Consider the following 23,870-nt stretch of genomic DNA (forward strand, 5'->3'; position numbering starts at 1 on the left):
AGATTGAAGTTATTTCTTCGGATTAAGAATTGTTTTTATCATCGCATCTTCTTTCAAGATCACATCATAATAATACAATTCTCCATAAAGCTGGCGTGCAAATTCTGCCGTAATATATCTATTTACAAGCGCTTTGGTTTTGTCAAGTTTTAGATCTAAACCTGTCATCAGAATATAATTCTTGAATTTCTTAAAATAAACATCTGAGCTTTTCATTTTAGCTAAAAAATCAGCAAAGTTATCGCCTGCAAAAGCATTTCTGTTTTTATCTAACTCTTCAAAAACAAAATGACCAACAATTCCGGTTTGCAGTAAATAAGCAACGTTTTCATTTCCATGCTCTGCTTCCATCGGGACAAAAACATCTGGAACAATTCCGCCGCCGCCATAAACTATTTTCCCTTTTGGCGTTTTGAATTTTAAAGAATCGGCTACTTTTATACTGTCTTTTGCATAAAGTTCACCAGTAGCAATTCTTGATTCAGATTCTTTAAAATATTCTTCGTTTCCTTTTTTATACGGTTTTTGAATCGATCTTCCAGTCGGAGTATAATAACGCGCTACAGTTAATCTTACTGCAGATCCGTCATTAAAATCCATTTCCCTTTGAACGAGACCTTTTCCGAAAGAACGTCTTCCAACAATAGTTCCGCGGTCATTATCTTGTATTGCTCCTGCTAAAATTTCGCTCGCAGAAGCGCTATTTTCATTAATTAAAACATACACTTTCCCAGTTTCAAAACTTCCTGCTTTTGTTGCGTATGTTTTTTCGGTTGAGCCGTTTTTGCTTTTCGTGAAAACGATTAATTGTTTGTCTTTTAAAAATTCATCAGCAATGGCAATCGCTTCTTCCATATAACCGCCGCCATTATCACGAAGGTCAATTACAAGCGACTGAATTCCTTTTTGTTTTAATCTCGCTAAGCCAGTTTTAAACTCATTGAAAGTGGTTTCTGCAAAACGATTTATTTTGATGTAGCCAATATTATTTCCAATCATTAAAGAAGCATCAACGCTCTTAATTGGAATAATATCTCTTTTTACTTTAAACTTCAGTTTCTTTTGTTCTGATTTTCTAAAAACAGTCAGTTCGATTTCAGAACCTTGCAATCCTTTTAATTTCGAAAATAAACTATCAGAAGGCAGTCTTCTACCGTATAACTTGGTTTTTCCTGCAAATAAAATTCGGTCTCCAGATTTTAATCCCGCTTTCGCTGAAGGGCCATTTTCTACTGGTTTTATAATCGCAACTGAATCTTTATACATATAAAAATTGATTCCGATTCCAACGAAATCACCTTTCATACTTTCAGCAACTTCTGCTTGTTCGCTTGGCGGAATATAAACAGAATGCGGATCTAATTTGGAAAGAATATTATCGACTGTTAGATTTACAATCGAATCGGTATTGACACTATCAACATATTCTGTATTGATAAAATCAATTAGTTTATTCAATTTGGTTTTAGAGTAATTTTTAGCCAAAAGCTGATCGCTTGCGGGAGCATTCATAAGGCTTCCGACAATTGTTCCAAGAGCAAAAGTTGCTCCTATTACTATTGGTAAATATTTCGAATTAAATTTCATTACTCTTCTAAAACAGGAATATGTTCTACTTCGACACCCGCTTTTATTAAAAATTGAATTCCGGAATCATCGCGATATCCATCTTTATACACCACTCTTTTTATTCCCGACTGATGTATTAATTTACTGCATTCTTTACAAGGCGAAAGTGTAATGTATAATGTTGCACCTTCGCAAGACTGTGTTGATCTTGCTACTTTCAGGATTGCATTTGCTTCGGCATGCAAAACATCCCAGCGCGTTAATCCGTCTTCATCTTCGCAGCAATTTTCAAATCCAGATGGTGTCCCGTTGTAGCCATCCGAAATGATCATTCTGTCTTTTACGATAATTGCTCCGACTTGTTTACGTTTACAGTAAGAAAGCTGGCTCCACTCTTTTGCAATTCGCAGATATGCTTTATCGTATTTATTCAGTTTTTTTATTTCCATTTAATTTATCTGTTCCAAATTGGGCTTTCAATAATCATCGGAATTACAACTCCAATAACGAAAGCCGACATTACAAGTGCCCAGTCACGTTTTGAAAAACGAAAAACTGTCTGCACTATATATGAAATTACCAGAACAACAAAGACTACTATTAACTGAGCAGCTTCTATTCCTAAGGCAAACTCTCCCAAAGGTAACAATTTTGAGGTTGCTGAACCTCCTAAAATTGTTTTGAAATAATTAGAAAAACCTAAACCATGAATAATTCCAAAGAATAAAGTTATGAAAAATACCAGATTTATACTATCATTTTTAGAAGTCTTACCTGCCGTAAATAAATGATAAAGAGCGGTTATCAGAATTGTAATCGGAATCAGGAATTCTACAGTATTCACTTTTATTGCAATAATTCCGTAAACCGAAAGAATTAAAGCCAAAGTGTGACCAACTGTAAAAATAGAAACCAAAAGAAAAATTCTTTTCCAGTCTTTAAACAAATACGGAACCGTTAAGGCGATTAAAAAAAGAACGTGATCGTAAGCATTGATATCTAAAACGTGTTTTAATCCTATTTGAAAATAAATCCAAAATTGTGACATAGGTATAATGTAATTAAATAATTAGGGGTTGTAAACTTACGATTAATTTTCAGAATTAAAGATTCATGTTTCCAATTCCTTCAATAAAAATAAGTTAAATTTTATGAGAAATTTAAAATTGTTAATGTAAAATAAAATTTATATTTGTGTTTTAAAAATTTAAATAATTATGTCATTTTCAGAATTATTCGATAGCGAATTTAAACAAAGAAACAAAGGACACTTTTCTGCTATTGTTCGTGTAGCATTGGCTGACGGTGTTGTATATCCAGAAGAAAAAGAGTTCTTAGACAAATTGGCTTCTCGTTTAGAAATAACAGAGTCAGAATACGAAGAAATTCTTAGTGATCCTTTAAAATATCCTATTAATCCGCCATACTCTTATGTACAGCGTTTGGAGCGTTTGTATGATTTAACAAGAATGGTACATGTTGATCATCATCTTGAAGACAAACAAGAAGTATTATTGAAAAAAATAAGTGTTGCGCTAGGATTCACGCCAAGCAATGTAGATTATATCATTGCAAAAGCATTGTCATTAGTTGACAATAAAGTTGACGCAGATACTTTTATCTACGAAATGCAGCACATGCATAAATAATAGTTTTCAGTTTTCGGTCACAGTTTACAGCTTATAGTGATATTGGAAATTTGAAACTTCTAAAAGATAAAAACCCGACAGATTATCAAAAATCTGTCGGGTTTTTTATTTTCAATTGATTCTGAATTTTATTGAGGTTATTCCATTACGATTTTACCGTTTAATGCACCTTTAAAATTTACTTTTTTATTGTTTATTCCATCGTAAACTTCTGGAGAAACAAATTCAAAATTAAAATTAGAATCACCATTATCCGTTATTTTGAGAGAATATCCACTAATATAATATCTTTTATCTGGAGCATAAAACTCAGCCATTGCCAATAATTCATCAGCCGTTCCAATTCCAAATGAATATTCGCCAGTCAAACTTTTCTGAGTTGCAGGAAACGAAATATCAATATATAAGAATTCTTGCATTCCTTCATTGCTAATTACAAACCGAACTCTTTTCTGAGATTCAAAACTTGCCGGCTGATAAGAGTAAACTGCTTTATTGGGTTTAAAGGTTATTCCATCAATAACAATTGATGAATTCACTCCCGATTTACCGTCTTCATCAGATGAACACCCAACTGCAAAACCTAGCACTAGAAAAAGAATTAAAGTAATATTTTTCATATAATAATTTTAATCAAATATATGTAAAAGACTGAAATACGAGTAGTTTTTATTTTGTTTTTTAATTGATTAAAAAACAAAACCCGACAAGTTTTAAAAACCTGTCGGGTTTGCTATTTTATAGTCCAGACTGAAAACTGAGACTGAGACTGAAAACTTATTCAGCCGCCATAAATTCCTCTGCTTTTTCTACCATATCAAGGCTTCCGCAGAAAAAAGGAACTCTTTGATGCAGTTCGGTTGGCTGAATTTCCATGATTCTATTGAACCCGTCTGTAGCTTTTCCTCCCGCCTGTTCTGCAATAAAGGCCATTGGATTACATTCGTACAACAAACGTAATTTCCCTTTTGGCGCTTTTGAACTTGTTGGATAAATATAAATTCCGCCTTTAATCATATTTCGATGAAAATCGGCTACCAGACTTCCGATATATCGAGAAGTATACGGTCTGTCTTCTTCCTCCTTCTGGCAGTATTTAATGTAATTTTTTACGCCTTGCGGAAAATGAACATAATTTCCTTCGTTTACCGAATAGATATTTCCGATTTTTGGAAATTTCATATTCGGGTGTGAAAGGTAAAATGTACCAATCGCCGGATTTAACGTAAAACCATTTACACCATATCCAGTGGTATAAACAAGCATTGTCGAAGTTCCATAAATTACATAGCCTGCTGCAACTTGATTGATTCCCGGTTGTAAAAAATCCTCGCTAGTTACCGGAGTTCCTATGGGTGTAATTCTTCTGAAAACAGAAAAAATAGTTCCAACAGAAACATTAACATCAATGTTTGAAGATCCGTCAAGCGGATCCATTAAGATCACGTACTTATTATTATGACAGTTGTCGCTCCCCTGAACTGTAATAAAATCGTCGTTTTCTTCAGAAGCAATACCACAGACAATCTCACGGTTTATTAACGTCTGGATAAATACTTCGTTTGCATAGACATCTAATTTTTGCTGATCTTCTCCTTGAATATTCTGTTCGCCCGCGGCGCCAATAATATCCACTAAACCTGCTTGATTAACTTTATGATTGACAACCTTGGCTGCCAAACGAATAGAGTTGATAATTCGCGAGAGTTCTCCCGACGAATACTGAAATGCTTTTTGGTTCTCAATAATAAACTCTCCCAGTGTTTTATTGCGTTCTTCCATTGCTAAATCGTTATAGTTTTATTTTTAAGTCACAAATATCGTCTATTTTGTGAGAATGATTTAAAAATTATTTTGTTAGTTTGTTACTATTGTATATTTGCTAATAATCTTCAAAAAGCAACCTTTAAAACGTTGCTTTTTTAGATAATAAATACTTAAAAATACGAATACATGAATATTAGAAAAGGAAATCCTGAAGACATGAAATCGGTGCTGGGGCTTATTCAGGAGCTGGCTATATTCGAAAAAGAACCTGAAGCAGTCGTTATTACGGAGGAAGATTTAGTGCGGGACGGTTTTGGCGAAAAACCATTATTTCACGTTTTTGTGGCAGAGATTGAAAACGAAGAAAAACAAAAAGAAATTGTTGGAATAGCTTTGTACTATTACCGCTATTCTACTTGGAAAGGAAAGACAATTCATCTTGAAGATTTAATTGTAAAAGAAAAGATGCGTGGGACAGGTTTGGGCTCTGCACTTTATGCTGAAATCATGAAACAAGGTAAAAAAGACAATGTTAGAAGAGTGGAATGGAATGTTTTGGCATGGAATACTCCGGCAGTAAATTTCTATAAGAATTCTGGCGCAAGAATTCTGGAAGACTGGCAAGTTGTTCAAATGGATGAAACAGGACTTAATTCGTTCTTAGAAAAATTATAAAAATATAGTTTTGCTACTCCCGATAGTTATTGGGAGTGACAAAAAATCAAAAAATACTAGATTTCCTCAAATCTAAAATCTAAAATCTAAAAAATCTAAAATTAAAAATGAGAGTATTTAAATTTGGTGGTGCGTCGGTGAAAGATGCAGATGGAATTAAAAACGTATACGACGTTTTACAAAAAGTAGGTTATGAAGACGTAATTCTTGTGGTTTCGGCTATGGGAAAAACAACAAATGCTCTTGAAGTTGTAATCAAGAATTACTTTGAAAAATCGACAGAATTAAATTCTTCCGTTCAGGAAATTAAAAAATATCACAATCAAATCTTATTGGATTTGTTTGAAGACGAAAATCATGAAGTTTTTGCAGCTGTAAATGCACAATTTACTGAATTGGAATACTTTTTAGCTCATAATAAATCTCCAAATTACAACTTCGTTTACGATCAAGTTGTAAGTTTTGGAGAGTTGATTTCGACTAATATTTTAAGTCATTTTATGAATTTCATGGGAATTCAAACGCAATGGCTTGATGTTCGTAACTTCATTAAAACGAATGCAAATTACAGAGATGCAGAAGTTGATTGGGAAACGACTCAACAAAATATCAGTAAAAATGTTCCGAGAAAACAGCTAAATATCACACAAGGATTTTTAGGTGCTGACGAAAATAACTTTACCACAACTTTAGGCCGTGAAGGTTCTGATTATACTGCAGGAATTTTTGCTTATTGCTTAAATGCTGAAAGTGTAACGATCTGGAAAGACGTTCCTGGAGTTATGAATGCCGATCCGCGTTATTTTGAAAATGCAAGTTTGTTAAACCAAATTTCATATCGTGAAGCGATCGAATTAGCATTTTACGGTGCAACTGTTATTCACCCAAAAACATTACAGCCTTTACAGAAAAAAGAAATTCCTTTATATGTAAAATCATTCGTGAATCCTTTGTTGAAAGGAACTTGCGTTTCTAAAGGTGTTGATTTAGAACCACAATATCCATGTTTTATCGTAAAAAGAGAACAGCTTTTAATCTCTCTTTCTTCAATTGATTTCTCTTTCATTATGGAAGAAAACATCAGTGAGATTTTCGGATTATTCCACGAATTTAAAATCAAAGTAAACTTGATTCAGAACTCTGCAATTAGTTTTTCTGTTTGCGTGGAAGATAAATTTGGAAATTTCTCAGAATTGAATGCGATTCTTTCTAAAAAATTCAAAGTAGAATACAGCGAAAATGTAACTTTATATACAATCCGTCACTTTACAGAAGAAGCTGCTCAGACAGTTGAAGCTAATAAAGAAGTTTTATTGAAACAAGTTAGCCGTGAAACCATGCAGATTGTAACTAAAGAATTAAATTAATTTTCTAAGCGTTAATTATTTCAATTCATTATAAAAGGTTTCATCTTAATTGATGGAGCCTTTTTTTATTCTTTTCTTTTTAAATTTTTAATCGTTTTCTTCAATTCTTTTATGCGTGCTTCATATTGTTCAATTATTTTTTCTGATAATTGATTTACAATTTCTACAGAATCTGATTCCTTCTCGTAATTTTTAAATTCCTCTTCATTTTTACTTACTAGAATCTCAGGTTTAATTTCAAAAAGAGCGCAGATTTTATTAAAATGAGTTGCCCAAGAAGTACTCTCTCCTCTTTCCATTCTAGCATAAGCAGACTGCGAAATATTTAGATAATCTGCTATTTCTTCTTGTGACATGTTTTTTGCTTGACGAAGTTTTTTAAGTTTATTTCCTACAATTATATTCATATTTAACATTTTTACAAATATAAACATAAGAATTATTTTACAATTATTCGAATTTAGATTTTAAAAAATCGATTTTCGACTAAGAGTTTCTAACAACTCCAACTAAATTTGAAAAATATTATTCAATAAATTTTTAGTTATTATGAAAAAATTAGAATTAAATCAAATGGAAACTTTGATAGGAGGAGCTAATGTGCAATTAAAAGATGCAAATCAATACGATGCAACACATGGAGGTGGTGGTAGCTTTTTAACAAGCTGTGCAGGGGCATCTGTTGGTCTAGTAATAGGATTTGCAGGTCTAGTAGCTGGAGGTGCTTCTGTTGTAGGAGCAGGAATTGGTGCAGCTGGCTTCATATATGCTTCTGCTCAGTGGGGGGCAAGTTGTCGTTAAAAATCAAACTAACAGTTAAAAACACGAAAAGCAAAAATAAATTACTAAAAAACAGTAATTTCAATTAAACTTCAAAAATCATGAAAATTAACAAAAGTGTACTGTTCATTTTACTTGTGATTTCCTTATTTTATTTAGGTTTAACCTTAAGTTGGTTATTTGAAAGAAAAAATTTTGATGATTTAAAATTTTCAGATTTCAGATATTCGATAGGACCATTTTTATCCTCAATCGCAATTTTTATAGGATACATAAATGCTCTTAAAAAAAAAAACAAAGAAAAGTTAGAAACTAAGAGTTAGAAACAAAAACTAATCTAATGATAGCAAATAGAAGAGCATTATCCTTTAAAAGATAATGCTCTCTACAAAAAAATATACTTAACGTTTGTTTTTATGTCAGTAAAAAACACCCATAATTTCAAAATCTCTAATGCAAAAAAAAAAATACAGATCCCTTTTTAAGTTTATAATTCTAGCTGTAGCATTTGTATTTATTAATAAAATAACAAACGATCTATTAAATATAAACCAATTACTTCAACATTTTATGTCTGATCTTTTAACGCAAAGAGAAGTAAATAACTTTATAGAATTTCAAGATAAATGGCATTGGTTAACTTATTTATACATTCCTTTATTAATCTTAATTAAGACTTCTGTAATCTCTCTAATTTTATATGTTGGAATGTTTTTATTATCAAAAGAAACAAAGTATAATCAATTGTGGGATGCAACTATAAAAGCAGAATTTATTTTTTTGTTAGTACCCGTTTTTAAAATTATATGGTTTTACTTCTTCCAAACGAATTATGATTTAAATGATATTCAATATTTCTATCCACTCTCAGCCCTTAATATTACGGGTTATAAAGATTTAGAAACATGGTTTATTTATCCATTTCAAGTCTTAAATTTTTTTGAGTTTTTCTACATCATTTACTTAAGTTTTCAAATTGGCAAATTAACCAATACAAATGCTGATTATGGTCTAAAAATAGTTGGAATAAGTTATGTCCCTGCTTTGTTTTTATGGGTAGCAACAGTAATGTTTTTTACACTTAATTACAGTTAAAATGTCAAAACTTAAAAAAGTTTTTTTCGTATTATCCTGCATCATGATTATAATTTACATAATCAGATACTTTTTTATGACACTAATTTACTTCATGCCTTATCAGGGATCGTTTCAATGATCTTACTAATTATTATAACCTTATTGAAGGAAAATTAAGAAAAATGAGAAAATCACTTAAAAGCATTTTTATCTTATTATTTGTAAGCACTTTTCTTTTTCTAGGCTATCAAATACTCTCCAAAATAAATTATAAAAAAGAAGTTCAACAAAACATTAAAACGATTCCTAAATTTTCTTATCAAAATATAAAAGGAGGAATTTTTACCAATGAAAATTTAAAGACAGAAACTCCAGCTATTTTTGTTTACTTCAATACAGAATGTGAATATTGCAAGGAAGAAGCTCAAATGATACATCAAAATATAAAGAAATTTGTGAGTGTTCAAATCATCTTTATTTCATCTGAAAAGAACCAACAAATTAAAAATTTCGCTCAAAACCATCAATTAACTAATTATGATAATGTTCATTTTCTTTGTGATAGTAAAGTTACTTTCGCTAACACTTTTGATGTGAATTCAATTCCTAGTATAATTTTGTACGATAAAAATCATCAACTTATTGAAAAAATAAAAGGACAAACAAAACCAGAAATTTTGATTAAAAAACTGAATGCTGAATAATGAATTTAAAGCACATCCAAAAAACTCATACATTACAACTTGATCAATCAGATTGTGGTGTGGCATGTTTATTATCCATAATTAAATTTTATAATGGTAATAGTTCCTTAGAAAAAATCAGAGAATTAAGTGGTACAACAAAACAAGGAACAACCTTACTAGGTCTATATCAAGCTGCAAATAACTTAGGCTTTACATCAGATGGATGTGAAACTGATATTCAGAATTTAATTAATCATAAACAGCCTGTAATTTTACATACTTTATTCGATAATCAATTACAACATTATGTTGTTTGTTATGGTTACAGTGAAAAACAAGGTTTTTTGATTGGAGATCCATCCAAAGGAATATATAATCTAGTAAAAAATGAATTAGAAAAAATTTGGGTTTCAAAATCTTGTTTAACCTTAGAACCAAATGAAAATTTTAAGACCGAAAAAAGAGAAAAAAAAGATCAGCAAAAATGGTTTTTAGATATTTTAAAAAAAGACTATAAATTAATTTGGATTTCTGTACTCCTTGGTGTTTTTATATCAGGTTTAGGTATGGCAATGGCAATCTTTTCACAAAAACTTATTGACGATATATTACCCTCAAATAATATTTCCAAACTCATTTCAGGAATCACTCTTCTGACTATTTTACTTTTTGCACGTGTGGGAATTTCTTATTTGAGGCAATATTTTGCAATTCAACAAACCAAAGATTTTAATAATAGAATAAACAATACTTTTTTCTCAGCCTTACTAAACCTTCCAAAATCATTTTTTGATACCAGAAAAACAGGTGAACTTGTTGCAAGATTAAATGATACACAACGAGTGCAAAATGTTGTTAAAATCTTAGCAAATACATTAATTGTAGACATTTTAGCGGTTATAATTTCATGTGTTTTTCTAATCACGTATTCTTGGAAACTTGGTTTAATATGCCTTTTGAGTCTACCGTTTTATTTTTTTATAATTTACAGACATAACAAAAACATCATGCATTCTCAAAAAGAAATGATGCAAAGTTCTGCTATTAATGAAAGTAATTTTATTAGTACAATTCAAGGCATTGCTACCATTAAAAATGACAACAAACAGAATATCTTCAACCAATTGAACGAAAATATTTTTGCCAATTATCAGGAAAAAATATTTAATCTAGGAAAAGTCAACATGACTTTGTCATGGCAGTCTGGTTTGGCAAGTGTGGTATTTATTATTGGAATTTTGATTTATACCTCTTTTCAAGTTTTTAATCATGAAATAAAAATTGGAGAATTAATGGCAATTTTAGGAATTTCCAGTTCATTACTTCCCTCAATCGCTAGTTTAGCTTTAATTTCAATTCCAATAAATGAAGCAAAAATTGCATTTGACAGAATGTATGAATTCGCCTCAATGGAAAAAGAAAAAGAAGAAGGTTTAAAAATTTCTAAAATTGAATCTATTTCAATTCAAAATCTCTCTTTTAGATTTAGAGGAAGAAGCGAACTTTTTCATAATATAAATATTGAAATTGAAAAAGGAAAATTTATTACCATTGTCGGTGAAAGCGGATGTGGAAAAAGCACAATAGGGCAAATTTTACAACGTTTTTATTCATTCGAAAATGGAAATATAATCATAAACAATAAGCATAACCTACTTGAAATTGATCTAAAAAGTTATAGAAATCTATTAGCCGTAATCCCTCAAGAAATTACAATATTTAACGGAAATGTCATTGATAATATTCTTCTTGGGACTGAAAGTACTCCCGAAAACATGTTAAATTTTATTCAAGAATATGGATTTCAATTTTACATTAATCAATTACCTCAAGGCTTAATGACAATCGTTGGAGAAGAAGGAATCAATTTAAGTGGAGGACAAAAACAAATTATTGCTCTTGCTAGAGCTTTGTACAAAAAACCAAAGTTTCTAATTCTTGATGAGGCAACTTCTGCAATGGATAGAAATACTGAGAACTTTACAATGCAATTACTGCAAAAGATAAAAACAGATTGTGCAATATTGTTTATTTCTCATCGTTTACATACTTTAAAAAATTTAGCAGACCATATTTATATTTTAGAAAATAAAACCATAACAGAATCTGGTAGTCATCAAGAATTAATGGAAACAGCGAATTTTTACAGTCAATATTGGTACGAAACGGTTTAAATAGACTTACCTCGCCCTATTATTTTCCGACTGTTCAATTTCTGCTTTTTTATAAGTGGTCTTTTTCGAATTTCCAAAATTGTAGGTTGCGATCAATTTAAAATAATTACTCGTATAAGTTCGGTGATAATAAATTTGGGTTTGTCCAACATTGTAATCTCCCGAAACCATAAACTTGTGAAAAATATCATTAGCTGAAAAATTGAGTTTTAAAGCATCTCTGAAAAAGTTTCTTTCAATTCCTAAAGTTACTGTCGAACGGCTGTTATCGCTTCCTAAACCATAACTTCTATCACTTAAATACCAAGCCAAAAGCTGCAATTTAAAAAGCTTTGGAATCGTAAATGTATTATTCGAATACAAATAAAATTGTGGTTTTACTGGACTAAACTCAAATGCATAAAAATTGTCGACAGATTTCTGCCAAGTCACACTCATTGAATTCGTAGAATTCCACCATTTGAGGTTGAAAGATCTTGAAATCGAAGTAAAAAATGTATGCCCTTTTTCGAGATTTAAAGCTCTTAAAATATAACTGTTTGGCGTATCTCCACGCAAAGCTGCCGCAGAAATTGGATCAATCTTATAAGTGTATCCAATTTTAAAATCAAACTTTTTATACATCGTGCCAATTTCAAAAGCGTGTGTTTTTTCTGGAAGCAAGTTCGGATTTCCTTCTATTGTAGTAAATGGATCTTGGTAAATCACATACGGATTTAAAGCCTGATACCTTGGTCTCGATATTCTCGAAACATACGAAAAATGACCTTTCCAATCTTCTGAAAGATTAAAATTTAAAAGTACGTTTGGGAAAAAATTGCCGTATGATTTTTCGAATTTCTGAGTTCCATTGGCATTTGTAAATAAATTATAACTTGTTTTCTCTGCTCTTGCGCCAAGCGAAAAATTGATTTTTTCGCTCAATTCTTGGATATAATTAAAATAAACTGCGGCGATTTTTTCATTGTATTCAAAATCACTCGAAAGTTCATCGTCCAATTCAAAATCCATATCTTCGGGATCGGCAATCAGGAAATCCGTTCCTGATTTTATGGTGGCGTGACTGAACTTCGCTCCTATTTCCAGTTTTGTCGTTTCATTTATTTTCTTCGAATAATCAGCTTGAATTGCAATAATATTAATTCGGCTTCCGACATTATTTTTTAAATATCTTTTATCATCGGTTTCGTCGACAAAACTATTTTCTTCAATAAAATCTCCAATTGTCTGATTGTAATTGGAATATTGCGACCCAATAAACAATGCTGAACCTTTTTCATCGGTTTTCATATTATAATTTAAATTGACAAACTGATTCAGCAAAACATCATTTCGATCAACATCTGTGGCATAAAAACTACTTCCCGAATTATTAGTTATAGTATTTCTGCTTTCTGTAATTCCTCCTAAATCATTAACATTTCCGCTGTAAGCAAGGGAAATATAATTGTCAGGAGAAAAACTATATTGAAGTCCAATTCCGAAATTAGAATAATTATTAAATCTTCTTTTCCAATCAGTTGTCAATTCAGATTTCATGTATTCCTCAGGATTTGGGCGCGTTCTTGTGGTGTACAATAATTCACGATTTCTGCCCAATTGCAAACCATAATTGGTGATAAAAGAGAATTTTCCTTTAGAATAACTAAAATCAAGAAGCGTATTATAACTCGTTCCGCCAAATTTAGAAACCGATACATGCTGATTGGCAGTTCCCATAATACCGCTTTCGATATTTTGTTTGGTAATAATATTGATTACTGCTTTTCCTTCAGCATCATATTTGGAAGATGGATTAGAAATGACTTCGATTTTCTGAATCTGCGAAACTGGAATTGCCGCAAATCGTTCGTAATTGATTAAAATCCCGTTGAGATAAATAATTGCCTCGCCTTTTCCGAGAACGCTGATTTCTCCATCAGCCACCACAACATTTGGAACTCTTGACAATAATTCGTTTACCGAACTGCTTGTAGCCAAAACGGTTCCGTTTACATTGACATCTATATTTCCGTTTGCGCCATATTTTAATAATGAAGCTTGGCTTTTTACCACGACTTCATTCAATTTATTTTGATTTTCTGCTACGATAATTGCTCCTAAATCTACATTTTCTTTTCCATCAAAACTGATACGCAAATAACGATCAGCAAATTCAGTTGAAGTTAATTTTACCAAAACTTCTTTCTGATTAATATCTGAAATCTGAAAAGCGCCATCTAAAAAATCCTGATATTTTATTATCGTTGAATCTTTAATAGATAATATAGAAGCTGTCCCCATCATCAATTCGTTATTTGAATTGATGACTTTTCCAGAAATTTTCTGAATTGATTGTGCTTTAGATTCTGTTAAATTTAGAAGAAAACAATAAATGTAAAGGAAAATTAGAATTAAAAACCTCATAAAATTTAGCGATTAAGTTTGACTTTGATGAAACAAAAGTCAGTTCTTAATTGCGTTACAAGGTCGTCGAAAGCGAAATCAGGAGTACGGATTTATAAATTCACACTCCATTTTAAGATTGTAAAGCCTGAATTTGGTAATTAAGAGGTGTTGTTCCTGTGTGTTTTTTGAATGCCGCAAAGAATGTTGACTTGGAATTGAATCCAACATCGTAACCAACAGATTCTAGAGTCTGTTTATCATTTGAAGTAATTATTTCGCAGGCTTCATCAATTCGAAATTCATTTACAAAGCTGGTAAAATTCTTTCCTAGATTATTATTTAGAAACTGTGATAATTTATGGCTTGAGATATTAATTTCCTGAGACAAATCACTTAAACTTAAATTCGGATTTTTATATAATGCTTTTTCAAACATTATCTTTTTCAGTTTTTGAGATAAAATTTCGACTTCTTTTTTGTTTAATTTTTTCTCTTTTTGAACATTAATCACAAATAAATCATTCGTTTGTTTTCTGTGCAGAAGAACTAGAATAATCAGGTATAAAATAAAAGTAAAAGCAATTGCTCCAATTATGCAAGAAACAAAAGGCACCCGAGAAAACCCGAGAAAATAAGACAGAAAAACCAAAGCATTTCCTAGGAAAATTGCGCCAAACCATTTTTCTGACGGACTTGAATTTTGATAATCCTTAATTATTTTTTGAAGTACAAATCTGCTTTCAAAACCAGAAATAAAACTATATGTAAACCATTGAAAGAAAACGGCAGCTACAAAATAATCGTTCCATAAAACAGGATATTTTTCATAAGGAAATAACAGCCCGATTAATACAATTGCGATAAACCAACTTATCAAATGCAATTTCCATTTTACTGCACTAACATTAAATTTCTCCATTCCTGATTTTAAAGTATAATATAGAAATGGCCCAATTAACAAACAAGCTGAAAGACCAATTTGAAGATAAATTTTAGGTAAATCTAGATTAAAATACACAAAAACGGTTACCACAATTCTTGTGCATAATGCGAACAGCATTGCACCCAAAAAATAATTGGTCAAGTATTTTTTCTTTGTGAAGAAGAAAAAATAGAGACTTAAAATAAATCCGTTGAAAGCGCCTAAAGCACCAAAAAAGAACAATATTTCTTTTCCAATATTCATATTATGATTGTAAAGCCTGAATTTGGTAATTGAGAGGCGTTGTTCCTGTATGTTTTTTGAATGCCGCGAAAAAAGTTGATTTGGAATTAAAACCAACATCGTAGCCAACAGATTCTAGAGTCAATTTATCATTTGAAGTGATAATTTTACAAGCTTCATTAATTCTAAATTCATTTACAAAACTGGTAAAATTCTTTCCTAAATTATTATTTAAAAGTTGCGACAATTGATGGCTCGAAATATTGATTTCCTGCGATAAATCTTGAAGTGTCAAATTTGGATTTTTGTATAATCCTTTATCATACATCGCATTTTCTAACTTTTCAGACCATATTTTTGCTTCTGCCGAATCTATTTTTTTATTAGAAATCTTCCCGTTCAATAAAAATAAATCGTCTGTCTTTTTTCGGTACAAAAGAATTGAAATTCCTAAATATAAAATGAACGAAAAAACAACCGCGCCACTTATATAAGTTGCACCGGACGCTCCCATAATCGCTAAAAAATAAAATAGAAATAAGAGAAAAGTTCCAAAATAGAGCATCGAGAACCACATTTCGGCTGGAGTAGCTTTTTCTTTTCTGCTCAGGATTTTTTTCAAAACATTGCGAAGTTCAAAACCAGCAAATACAATATAAATAAACCATTGAAAATAAATGATTCTTATAAAATAACCTCCCCAAAGTTCTGGATATACTTCGTACGGATATAAAACGCCGACTGCTACAATTAAAGTTCCCCAAAATGCCAATATAAACTTCCAAGATTTAGGCATTATCTGAACTTCATCGACTGCAGATTTTACGAAATAATATAAACAAGGTCCAATGAAAAAACAAGCTGTAAGCCCAAACTGGAGATACATTTTTGGCAATTCGGGATGAAAATAAACAAATACAGATTTCCCAATTCGGATACTTAGTGCAAACAAAAGCGCACCCAGAAAATAATTCGTCAGATGCCTTTTCTTGGTAAAAAAGAAGAAATAAACTCCGAGAATAATTCCGTTGAAAGCTCCTAAAGCACTAAAAAAGAATAAAAGTTCTTTGCTAGTATCCATAATGTAAGTTCGTTATATCCAAAACAAAGCTAAAAAAAAGATTTACTAATTATGAGAATTCTACTTCAATTATTTTTTATTCTAAAATTTAAAAAGCAGACAATCAGCACCAAAGCATTTCATTTTTCAATAAATAAAAGCGTCGTAATTTCTTGATTATAAATACTACTTTTGACATTTTAGAGTTAAAGTGTTTATGTTGAAAAAATTACTGTTTTTGACGGTTTTCTTCTGTTTTTCTGTGCTTCAGGCTCAGGACACTGAAACGCTGTATAAAACCAAAAAAGTAATCGCTTCAAAAGATACAATCCGATTGGAAAAAGTTGCTATTAACTCTGGATTTTTTCAGATTCTAAATACCAAAAATGAACCTATCGATTCGACTTTTTACAAAGTTGATTTTCAAAAAGGCTTTTTACTTTTTAATGAAAAATTCCAATCGGTTTCTGATACTTTAATTGTCAATTATCTTCAATATCCCGATTTCTTAACCAAAGAATACAGCCTTTACAAAGCAGATCAGATGGTCAGCAGCGATGTGGGAACCGAAAAACTCTATCGAATAGATAATAATGCCAACGCTAAAAAAGCAGCTCCTTTTGATGGTTTAAATACTTCTGGAAGCATTACTCGCGGAATTACTGTCGGGAATAATCAAAGTACAGTTTTAAACTCCAATTTAGATCTTCAAATTACGGGAAAAATTTCAGACAAAGTTAGTTTGAGAGCCTCACTTCAGGATAGCAATATTCCGCTTCAGGATGGGGGTTATTCCCAAAAATTGGATCAGTTTGATAATATTTTCATGGAACTTTTCAGCGATGATTGGAACATTCGCGCCGGCGATGTCTTTTTAGAAAATAGAAAAACGCAATTTTTAAGTTTCAATAAAAAGGTTCAGGGGCTTTCTGCAAGTTTTGATTTTGACAATGAAAAAAGTAAAACCAATGTTTTTGCTTCGGTGGCTTTTGTAAAAGGCCAATATGCCAAAAGTACTTTTACTGGACAAGAAGGAAATCAAGGTCCGTATAAATTAAAAGGTCAAAACGGCGAATTGTATGTGCTTGTTATTTCGGGTTCTGAACGTGTTTATGTAAATGGAGTTTTGCTGAAACGCGGTGAAAACAACGATTATGTTATTGATTATAATGCGGGAGAAATTGTTTTTACTTCGCTTTTTACAATTACTTCCGAAATGCGTATTAATGTTGAATATCAATATTCTGAACGAAATTATAACCGACTGGTTACCTACGCGGGCGCAACGCACGAGAGTAAAAAATGGAGTTTTGGCAGCTATATTTATTCTGAAAACGACATGAAAAACCAGCCTTTACAGCAAAATCTTTCTACAGAACAAGTTGAGATTTTAAGTCAGGCGGGTGATGATACAAATTTAATGAAAGCGCCTTCTGCTTACGAAGATACTTATGCCGACAATAAAATTTTGTACAAGAAAACAATTATCAATTCAGTTGAAATTTATGAATATTCAAATAATTCGGCTGATGTTTTATATAATGTAAAATTTAGTCTGGTTGGTGCAAATGCTGGAAATTATATCATTCAAAATAATAATTCTGTTGAACGTATTTATCAATATGTTGAACCTATAAATGGCGTTTTACAAGGAAATTACGAACCAATTGTACAGCTTGTTCCGCCGATTAAACTTCAGGTCGCGACATTTTTAGGAAAATATAATCCAGACGAAAAAACTTTAGCAGATTTTGAATTGGCTGTAAGCAATAATGATCAAAACTTATTTTCTGGAATCGATGATGCAAATAATACAGGAATTGCTTTTAAAACCAATCTTAAAAAAAGGCTCTTTTCCAGAAGTTGGAATTTGGACGCTTTCGCGAATTACCAATTTGTACAAGAGAATTTTCAATCGGTTGAACGTTTGTATAATATCGAATTTAACCGCGATTGGAATTTAACCGGTACACTTTTAGGAAATCAAAGTCTTTTGGTAACGGGTTTAAATTTTGATTTATTCGCTCAGAAAAAAAACGCTAATATTGGTTTATTGACCTATCAATTCGAGAAATTAGATTATAGCGAAAGTTATTCTGGTTCAAGACATACCACAAATGCTTTGTTTAAAATTAAAAATTGGACAATAGAAAACAACGGAAGTTTCTTGAATTCTGATGCCACAGCTTCGACTTCAAAATTCATTAGGAATCAAACCAGAACAAAATATCATTTTGGCAAAAATTGGGTTGGTGGGACTTTTCAATTGGAAGACAATCAGGAAAAAGATAAAGTTACCAATGAGTTTTCGGCTTTAAGCCAAAGATTCTCAGAATATGGTGTATTTACTGGACGAGGCGATAGTACGAAAGTTTTTGTTGAAGTTGGTTTTCTGCAAAGACGAAATGATAGTTTACAAAACGGATTATTGCAACACGTTAATAATTCTCAGACGTATTATTTAAAGTCGAAATTAATTCAAACCAAAAAGACCGATTTAGCTGTTTACGCGAGCTATCGGAATCTTGATTTTACGGACACTTCCAGACAAAATGAACCTTCGTTAAACTCCAGGGTTTTATACAACGATCGCTTTTTTAATCAGTTCATGCAGATTGGAACAACTTACGAAACCAGTTCAGGAACTATTGCGCAACAAGAATTTACATACGTTGAAGTGCCAACTGGACAAGGAGTTTACACTTGGAACGATTATAATGGAAACGGCATTCAGGAATTGGAAGAATTTGAAGTTGCTGTTTATCAAGATCAAGCAAGATATGTAAGGGTCTTTTTGCCGAATCAGGTTTACATTAAAACGAACCAAAATAAGTTTTCGCAATCTTTAACTTTGAATCCATTGCAATGGCAAAATGAAAAAGGTTTCAAAAAACTGTTGTCTTATTTTTATAATCAGACTTCTTTTATAATGGATCGAAAGGTAAAAAGTGAAGGCGAAAAACTAGAACTTAACCCGTTTGATTCATCCGAAGAGAATATTTTAGGATTAAATTCGAGTTTCAGAAACAGCTTATTTTTCAATCGAGGCAAACAAATACATTCTGTTACTTATTCTTATTTGGTAAATAAAGGAAAAAGTCTGCTTTCTGTTGGTTCGCAGCATGTACAGAATTATTCGCATCAAATTCAATATACCCATTTATATCAAAAAAGCTGGCTGTTTAATTTCTTTACCAAAACCATAAAAACTGATTTGGTTTCAGAAGATTTTGTGGAGAAAAATTATGATATAAAAGGATGGCAAATTGCACCGAAAGTCAGTTATTTATTTTCAAAAAACACTAAATTGGATTTCTTTTATGAACTTCAAAATAAGAAAAACAAAATAGGGAATCTTGAAACTTTAGATCAGAACAGAATCGGGGTTTCTTTTTCTTATGCGGGAGAAAAGAAAGTAACGATAAATGGAGAATTTTCTTTTTATGAAAATAAATTTAGCGGAAACGAATTTTCTTCAGTAGGTTTTCAAATGTTAGAAGGACTTCAGGCTGGATCAAATTTGGTTTGGAAACTGCTTCTGCAAAAGAACATTACGTCTTTTTTGGATGTTAATTTAAATTACCAAGGCCGTAAAAGCGAAACAGGATCAACCATTCATACAGGAAATGTTCAACTTCGTGCATATTTTTAATGCGCTCCGAAAAAGATGACAATAAATTGTTTAATTTTAATTGAAATTTAAACATATGACCCTATGAAAAAATTAGTATTGTTCTGTTTAATGGTTGCTTTCTCTTCTAATTTTTACGCTCAGGAAACAACTGCAAAAACTGCGAAAAGCAAAACAGAAACTTCGGCAAAAAAAGCTAAAGCAAGCGCAGACAAAGCTTCGGCAGATGCTAAAAAAGAAGCAACGAAATCTAAAAAAGCAGCAGATGACGCAAAAACAGCTTCGTCTAAAGCAAAAAAAGAATCTGCAGACGCAGCAAAAAAAACTGCTGACAAAGAAGCTACAAAGGCAAAAAGCGAAGCAAAAAAAGCAACAGCAGAATCTGACAAAGCTAAAAAAACAGCAGACAAAGCAAAAGCTGATGCAAAGAAAACTACCGCAAAAGCTGATGACGTAAAAGCTGACGCTACTAAAACGAAAGCAAAAGCTGATGCTACCAAGAAAGATGCAACTGCTGCTAAAAAATCGGCTACAAAGACTTTAAAAGAAACTAACGAAAAAGCGCCAGCTGTACCAGATAAAGTTACTGGAGAATACAATGGTAAAAAAGTGTATACTGGACCAAGAGGCGGTAAATACTACATTAATAAAAATGGTAATAAAACGTATATTCAGGATTAAACTAAGGTACTGAGGGACTAAGGTTCTGAGGTGCTAAGTTTAGTACGAAACTTTAAAGAAGCTGTCTCAAAAGGACAGCTGTTTCTTTTTGTAAGCTTCAGGGAAGCGAAATATTTATAGAAAATAATCGCCATCAAGAATGTAAAGCTCCAGAGGAGCGACATAAAATTGTGAAAAAATATGTCGCTCCTCTGGAGCTTTTTCATTTGTATTATTAAAATCCTATAAATATTTTACCCCGCTGGGGTTTTAGCAAAATATCTTTTTATAAATATTGGCATTCAGTTAATTGAATTATTCTTTTCAGACAAATCTTACTTGATATATTGTAGCTAAACTTATAAATTTCCTTATTAAGGTCATTTCAAAAACTCAAAATCACTTAACATAGAGATAATCTTATTAGAAAAAACTTATTCCTTTTTAATATACCCCCTGAAATTCCAAGAGTTTTTTAAAATATAGAGTTAATAATTTAGTAATGCCCTCGAAATAACATAGAAAACATATTTCTTTATCTTCGTTTTTAAAACGTGTTAAAAAATGAGCATAGATTATTCTGCGAATAAAACTATTTTAGTAGCTCCATTAAATTGGGGACTTGGACATGCTACTCGATGTATTCCTATTATCAAAGCGCTTCAAGAGAATAATTACATTCCGATTATTGCTTCTGATGGAGTTGCATTAGCTTTATTGCGAAAAGAATTTCCTTATATACAAACTTTAGAATTGCCTTCTTATCATATTGAATATGCAAAGAATGGTAAAAACTTTAAATGGAAACTGATTAAAAATCTTCCTAAAATGATTACGGCCATTTTGGATGAGAAAAAAATGATCAATAATTGGATCAAAAAACATGGAATTGATGGTATCATTTCAGATAACAGATTGGGGGTTTTTAGCAAAAAAGTACCTTCTGTTTTCATGACGCATCAATTGAATGTTATGACAGGAAATACTACTTGGTTTACAAGTAAATGTCATCAGTATTTCATTAAAAAATACAATGAATGCTGGGTTCCTGATACTGCCGAAACAGTAAATCTTACAGGAGATTTAGGTCATTTAAAATCCAACGAACTAAATTTGAAATACATTGGTCCGTTGAGTCGTATGAAGAAAAAGGATACTCCAAAAATATATGATCTGATGATTATATTGTCTGGACCTGAACCTCAGCGTACTTTTTTAGATGAAAAATTACAAAAAGAAACAGCAAATTATCATGGAAAAGTTGTTTTTGTTCAAGGTGTTGTAGAAAAAACACAAACCAAAAAAGAGGTTGGAAATGTAACCTATTATAATTTCATGAACTCCAAACAGCTGGAACAGACTTTTAACGAAAGTGAATTTGTTCTTTGCCGTTCAGGTTATACTACTGTAATGGATTTGGCAAAATTGGGAAAGAAAGCTTTTTTTATTCCGACACCGGGTCAATACGAACAAGAATATTTAGCGATAAAACTTCAGGAAGAAAATCTTGTGCCTTATGCAATGCAAGACGACTTTACTATTGAAGATTTATCAAAAGTAAAATCGTTTAAAGGATTATCCCAATTTGAAAATAACATTGACTGGGATTCGTTATTTAAGGTTTTTGAAGACAAAATAGCATAATTTCACGCTGATAAAGCGGATCAAACAATACATTTCAAAATGATAAGGCTTTAACTAAACTAGTTTGGCTAAAGCCTTATTTATACAATAAAAAACCTCCAACTAAAGCTGGAGGCAATTCAAATTTTATATAAAAATCAGTTTAATCTGTGTCTTTTTAGAAGTTAAACTGTGCTTGCAATCTTAGTACATTTCCTTGTTGTCTGTTAATTGGAAGCGCACTATCTTCAAAAGTTCTGTCTGCTACTACGTATTCTGCTGTAAGTTCGAATGCTTTAATTGGCTGCCATTCGATACCAAATTCGTAATCTCTAACAACGTAACTTCTTGCATCTTTTTCGTATTTTTTACCTCCGTCATAATATTGAAATTTGGCGAAAGGATAAATACGTTGTTTTTTAATATCCCATTTATAATTTAATAAAACATAACCTCCGTTCAAATCAGTTTGGTCAATTGTATTCGTTAGCGTATTGTATCGAGGCCCAGTTCCGATGTTGTATTCCGTTTGGATTCCGAATGGTCTTGGGTATAATACAAAAGTTGCTCCAACTCTCTGATCTTTTACATACTGAGGATCATTAACAATTACTCCTGAAGAAACTTCTCCAGTAAAAGCCCATTTTCCTGTATAAGCCTGAATTCCTGGTTCGATGATTTGGCTTCCAATAACAAATGGATAAGTAACTCTCGCTACAACATTTAAATCTCTATTTCCGTCTAACTTATTCGCAATCTGGCCGTTGTAAACCCCAAAAGCGAAAACTCCAAAATCGCCAGAACCTTTGTAACCGTCTTTAACTAACATTTCAAAACGCTGTCTAATTTCGGCTGGAGCCCAGTAAAAGAATATTCCTAAATCACGTTCATTTAAGATTGAAGAGTTGATTGCATCGGCGCGATCTAAAGTTAAACGCTGTGAACTTGATTGCATATTTTCAAATCCGTACGGAATTTTACTTTGTCCAATACGAACGCGGTATTCTTTTTTCTTATCAAAAGAAAGATCAAAATACAAGTCACGTATCTGCACAAAATTATTAATTCCACTTGCTGGTGAGCTCGCAAAATCGGGTTGAAAATAGAAGAATACATTTGGATGCACTTGTCCAGAAAACACTAAACGTGCACGGCGAATAAAAAGTCCGTTGTTTGCTTGTGCATCTGGAGCTGTAGAAGTTGTTCCCCAAGATCTATCACATTGTTCACAAGAAACTTTATCATTTGTAGAAAACAAACCATTATATCTGATTTGGGCATAACCTCTAAGAGAGATTCTATCGTACCAATGTTCTTCAACTCCTCCTCCAGATTTTGTCTCTGGAAGTTTAGCTTTGTTTATAGAATCTAAAATACGCATTACTTCGTTTTTCACATCCTGTTTATTCAGTTCTTGCTTATTTGTTTCCTGTGCATTGGCAGCACAAGCTAGCAGTAATAAAACGGCTAAAAGTTTTCTTTTTATCATTAGTTCTGTAATTCCCTTAATTTCAGGATGCAAAGATGGAGCACCTATGTTAAGAAATCATTAACCAGATGTTACTATAATAAAAATTTAATGTTATGACCTAAATCGAA

At 31.7% G+C, this 23,870-nt stretch carries 21 protein-coding genes; 11 read left to right on the forward strand and 10 right to left on the reverse strand.

Features of this window, described 5'->3' with window-relative positions; all coding sequences use genetic code 11:
• Positions 1–9 precede the first annotated feature (9 nt).
• The 3 genes from DM444_RS12110 to DM444_RS12120 are packed head-to-tail and all read right to left on the reverse strand — an operon-like array spanning position 10 to position 2,617.
• Complete coding sequence (locus DM444_RS12110) at positions 10–1,587, reverse strand: S41 family peptidase (protein WP_111286978.1); 1,578 nt, start codon at positions 1,585–1,587, stop codon at positions 10–12.
• Positions 1,587–2,018, reverse strand: a complete 432-nt coding sequence (locus DM444_RS12115; protein ID WP_111286980.1) for a deoxycytidylate deaminase — start codon at positions 2,016–2,018, stop codon at positions 1,587–1,589. The genes DM444_RS12110 and DM444_RS12115 overlap by 1 nt, the downstream gene beginning before the upstream one ends.
• 5 nt (positions 2,019–2,023) lie before the next feature.
• A complete protein-coding gene (locus DM444_RS12120; RefSeq protein WP_111286982.1) occupies positions 2,024–2,617 on the reverse strand; it encodes a HupE/UreJ family protein in 594 nt (197 codons plus the stop codon).
• Between the two features lie 169 nt (positions 2,618–2,786).
• On the opposite strand from DM444_RS12120, the gene DM444_RS12125 reads away from it, so the two are divergent.
• On the forward strand, positions 2,787–3,218 hold the full coding sequence (locus DM444_RS12125) for a TerB family tellurite resistance protein (protein WP_111286984.1): 432 nt from the start codon (positions 2,787–2,789) through the stop codon (positions 3,216–3,218).
• A 137-nt stretch (positions 3,219–3,355) separates the two neighbouring features.
• Here DM444_RS12125 and DM444_RS12130 read toward each other — a convergent pair whose 3' ends face one another.
• Positions 3,356–3,838 (reverse strand): hypothetical protein, encoded by a 483-nt coding sequence (locus DM444_RS12130; RefSeq protein ID WP_111286986.1) that lies wholly within the window; start codon positions 3,836–3,838, stop codon positions 3,356–3,358.
• Positions 3,839–3,995: 157 nt separating this feature from the next.
• On the reverse strand, positions 3,996–5,000 hold the full coding sequence (fbp, locus tag DM444_RS12135; RefSeq protein WP_111286988.1) for a class 1 fructose-bisphosphatase: 1,005 nt from the start codon (positions 4,998–5,000) through the stop codon (positions 3,996–3,998).
• 171 nt (positions 5,001–5,171) lie between these two features.
• Between fbp and DM444_RS12140 the strand changes: the two genes are divergently transcribed.
• Together DM444_RS12140 and DM444_RS12145 are read left to right on the forward strand one after the other, a co-directional pair.
• Positions 5,172–5,660 (forward strand): GNAT family N-acetyltransferase, encoded by a 489-nt coding sequence (locus DM444_RS12140; protein WP_111286990.1) that lies wholly within the window; start codon positions 5,172–5,174, stop codon positions 5,658–5,660.
• 107 nt (positions 5,661–5,767) lie between these two features.
• Positions 5,768–7,027 (forward strand): aspartate kinase, encoded by a 1,260-nt coding sequence (locus DM444_RS12145; protein WP_111286992.1) that lies wholly within the window; start codon positions 5,768–5,770, stop codon positions 7,025–7,027.
• Between the two features lie 65 nt (positions 7,028–7,092).
• Here the strand turns inward: DM444_RS12145 and DM444_RS12150 are convergent, their stop codons facing one another.
• Positions 7,093–7,434, reverse strand: a complete 342-nt coding sequence (locus DM444_RS12150; RefSeq protein ID WP_162614960.1) for a helix-turn-helix domain-containing protein — start codon at positions 7,432–7,434, stop codon at positions 7,093–7,095.
• Between the two features lie 166 nt (positions 7,435–7,600).
• Here DM444_RS12150 and DM444_RS12155 point away from each other — a divergent pair, with 166 nt between their 5' ends.
• The 5 genes from DM444_RS12155 to DM444_RS12175 all read left to right on the forward strand — a co-directional run bounded on the left by DM444_RS12155 (position 7,601) and on the right by DM444_RS12175 (position 11,744).
• Positions 7,601–7,828: a hypothetical protein gene (locus DM444_RS12155; protein WP_162614961.1), complete on the forward strand. Its 228-nt coding sequence runs from the start codon at positions 7,601–7,603 to the stop codon at positions 7,826–7,828.
• Between the two features lie 80 nt (positions 7,829–7,908).
• Positions 7,909–8,130 carry a hypothetical protein gene (locus DM444_RS12160; RefSeq protein ID WP_111286998.1) on the forward strand — a complete coding sequence of 74 codons (222 nt, stop codon included), beginning with the start codon at positions 7,909–7,911 and terminating at the stop codon, positions 8,128–8,130.
• A 130-nt stretch (positions 8,131–8,260) separates the two neighbouring features.
• Complete coding sequence (locus tag DM444_RS12165; RefSeq protein ID WP_111287000.1) at positions 8,261–8,902, forward strand: hypothetical protein; 642 nt, start codon at positions 8,261–8,263, stop codon at positions 8,900–8,902.
• 164 nt (positions 8,903–9,066) lie between these two features.
• Complete coding sequence (locus DM444_RS12170) at positions 9,067–9,588, forward strand: TlpA family protein disulfide reductase (protein ID WP_111287003.1); 522 nt, start codon at positions 9,067–9,069, stop codon at positions 9,586–9,588.
• The gene (locus tag DM444_RS12175; RefSeq protein WP_111287005.1) at positions 9,588–11,744 is read left to right on the forward strand and encodes a peptidase domain-containing ABC transporter; all 2,157 of its coding nucleotides are present in this window, start codon (positions 9,588–9,590) and stop codon (positions 11,742–11,744) included. The genes DM444_RS12170 and DM444_RS12175 overlap by 1 nt, the downstream gene beginning before the upstream one ends.
• 6 nt (positions 11,745–11,750) lie before the next feature.
• Here the strand turns inward: DM444_RS12175 and DM444_RS12180 are convergent, their stop codons facing one another.
• From DM444_RS12180 to DM444_RS12190, 3 genes are all read right to left on the reverse strand, one after another.
• Entirely contained in the window at positions 11,751–14,150 is a 2,400-nt protein-coding gene (locus DM444_RS12180; protein ID WP_111287007.1) for a TonB-dependent receptor domain-containing protein, read from the reverse strand.
• A gap of 112 nt (positions 14,151–14,262) precedes the next feature.
• Positions 14,263–15,318: a helix-turn-helix domain-containing protein gene (locus DM444_RS12185; protein WP_111287009.1), complete on the reverse strand. Its 1,056-nt coding sequence runs from the start codon at positions 15,316–15,318 to the stop codon at positions 14,263–14,265.
• A gap of 1 nt (position 15,319) precedes the next feature.
• On the reverse strand, positions 15,320–16,378 hold the full coding sequence (locus tag DM444_RS12190) for a helix-turn-helix domain-containing protein (RefSeq protein WP_111287011.1): 1,059 nt from the start codon (positions 16,376–16,378) through the stop codon (positions 15,320–15,322).
• A gap of 196 nt (positions 16,379–16,574) precedes the next feature.
• Here DM444_RS12190 and DM444_RS12195 point away from each other — a divergent pair, with 196 nt between their 5' ends.
• From DM444_RS12195 to DM444_RS12205, 3 genes are all read left to right on the forward strand, one after another.
• Positions 16,575–20,009 (forward strand): hypothetical protein, encoded by a 3,435-nt coding sequence (locus DM444_RS12195; protein ID WP_111287013.1) that lies wholly within the window; start codon positions 16,575–16,577, stop codon positions 20,007–20,009.
• Positions 20,010–20,072: 63 nt separating this feature from the next.
• Positions 20,073–20,669: a hypothetical protein gene (locus DM444_RS12200; protein WP_204251681.1), complete on the forward strand. Its 597-nt coding sequence runs from the start codon at positions 20,073–20,075 to the stop codon at positions 20,667–20,669.
• Positions 20,670–21,212: 543 nt separating this feature from the next.
• Positions 21,213–22,292, forward strand: a complete 1,080-nt coding sequence (locus DM444_RS12205) for a glycosyltransferase (protein ID WP_111287015.1) — start codon at positions 21,213–21,215, stop codon at positions 22,290–22,292.
• Positions 22,293–22,449: 157 nt separating this feature from the next.
• On the opposite strand, the gene DM444_RS12210 is transcribed toward DM444_RS12205, so the two are convergent.
• Positions 22,450–23,760, reverse strand: coding sequence for a porin (locus tag DM444_RS12210; protein WP_111287017.1), 1,311 nt, complete (start codon positions 23,758–23,760; stop codon positions 22,450–22,452).
• Between the last annotated feature and the right edge of the window lie 110 nt (positions 23,761–23,870).

Origin of the sequence: Flavobacterium ginsenosidimutans, from assembly GCF_003254625.1 — a bacterium.
Taxonomy (GTDB): Bacteria; Bacteroidota; Bacteroidia; order Flavobacteriales; family Flavobacteriaceae; genus Flavobacterium; species Flavobacterium ginsenosidimutans.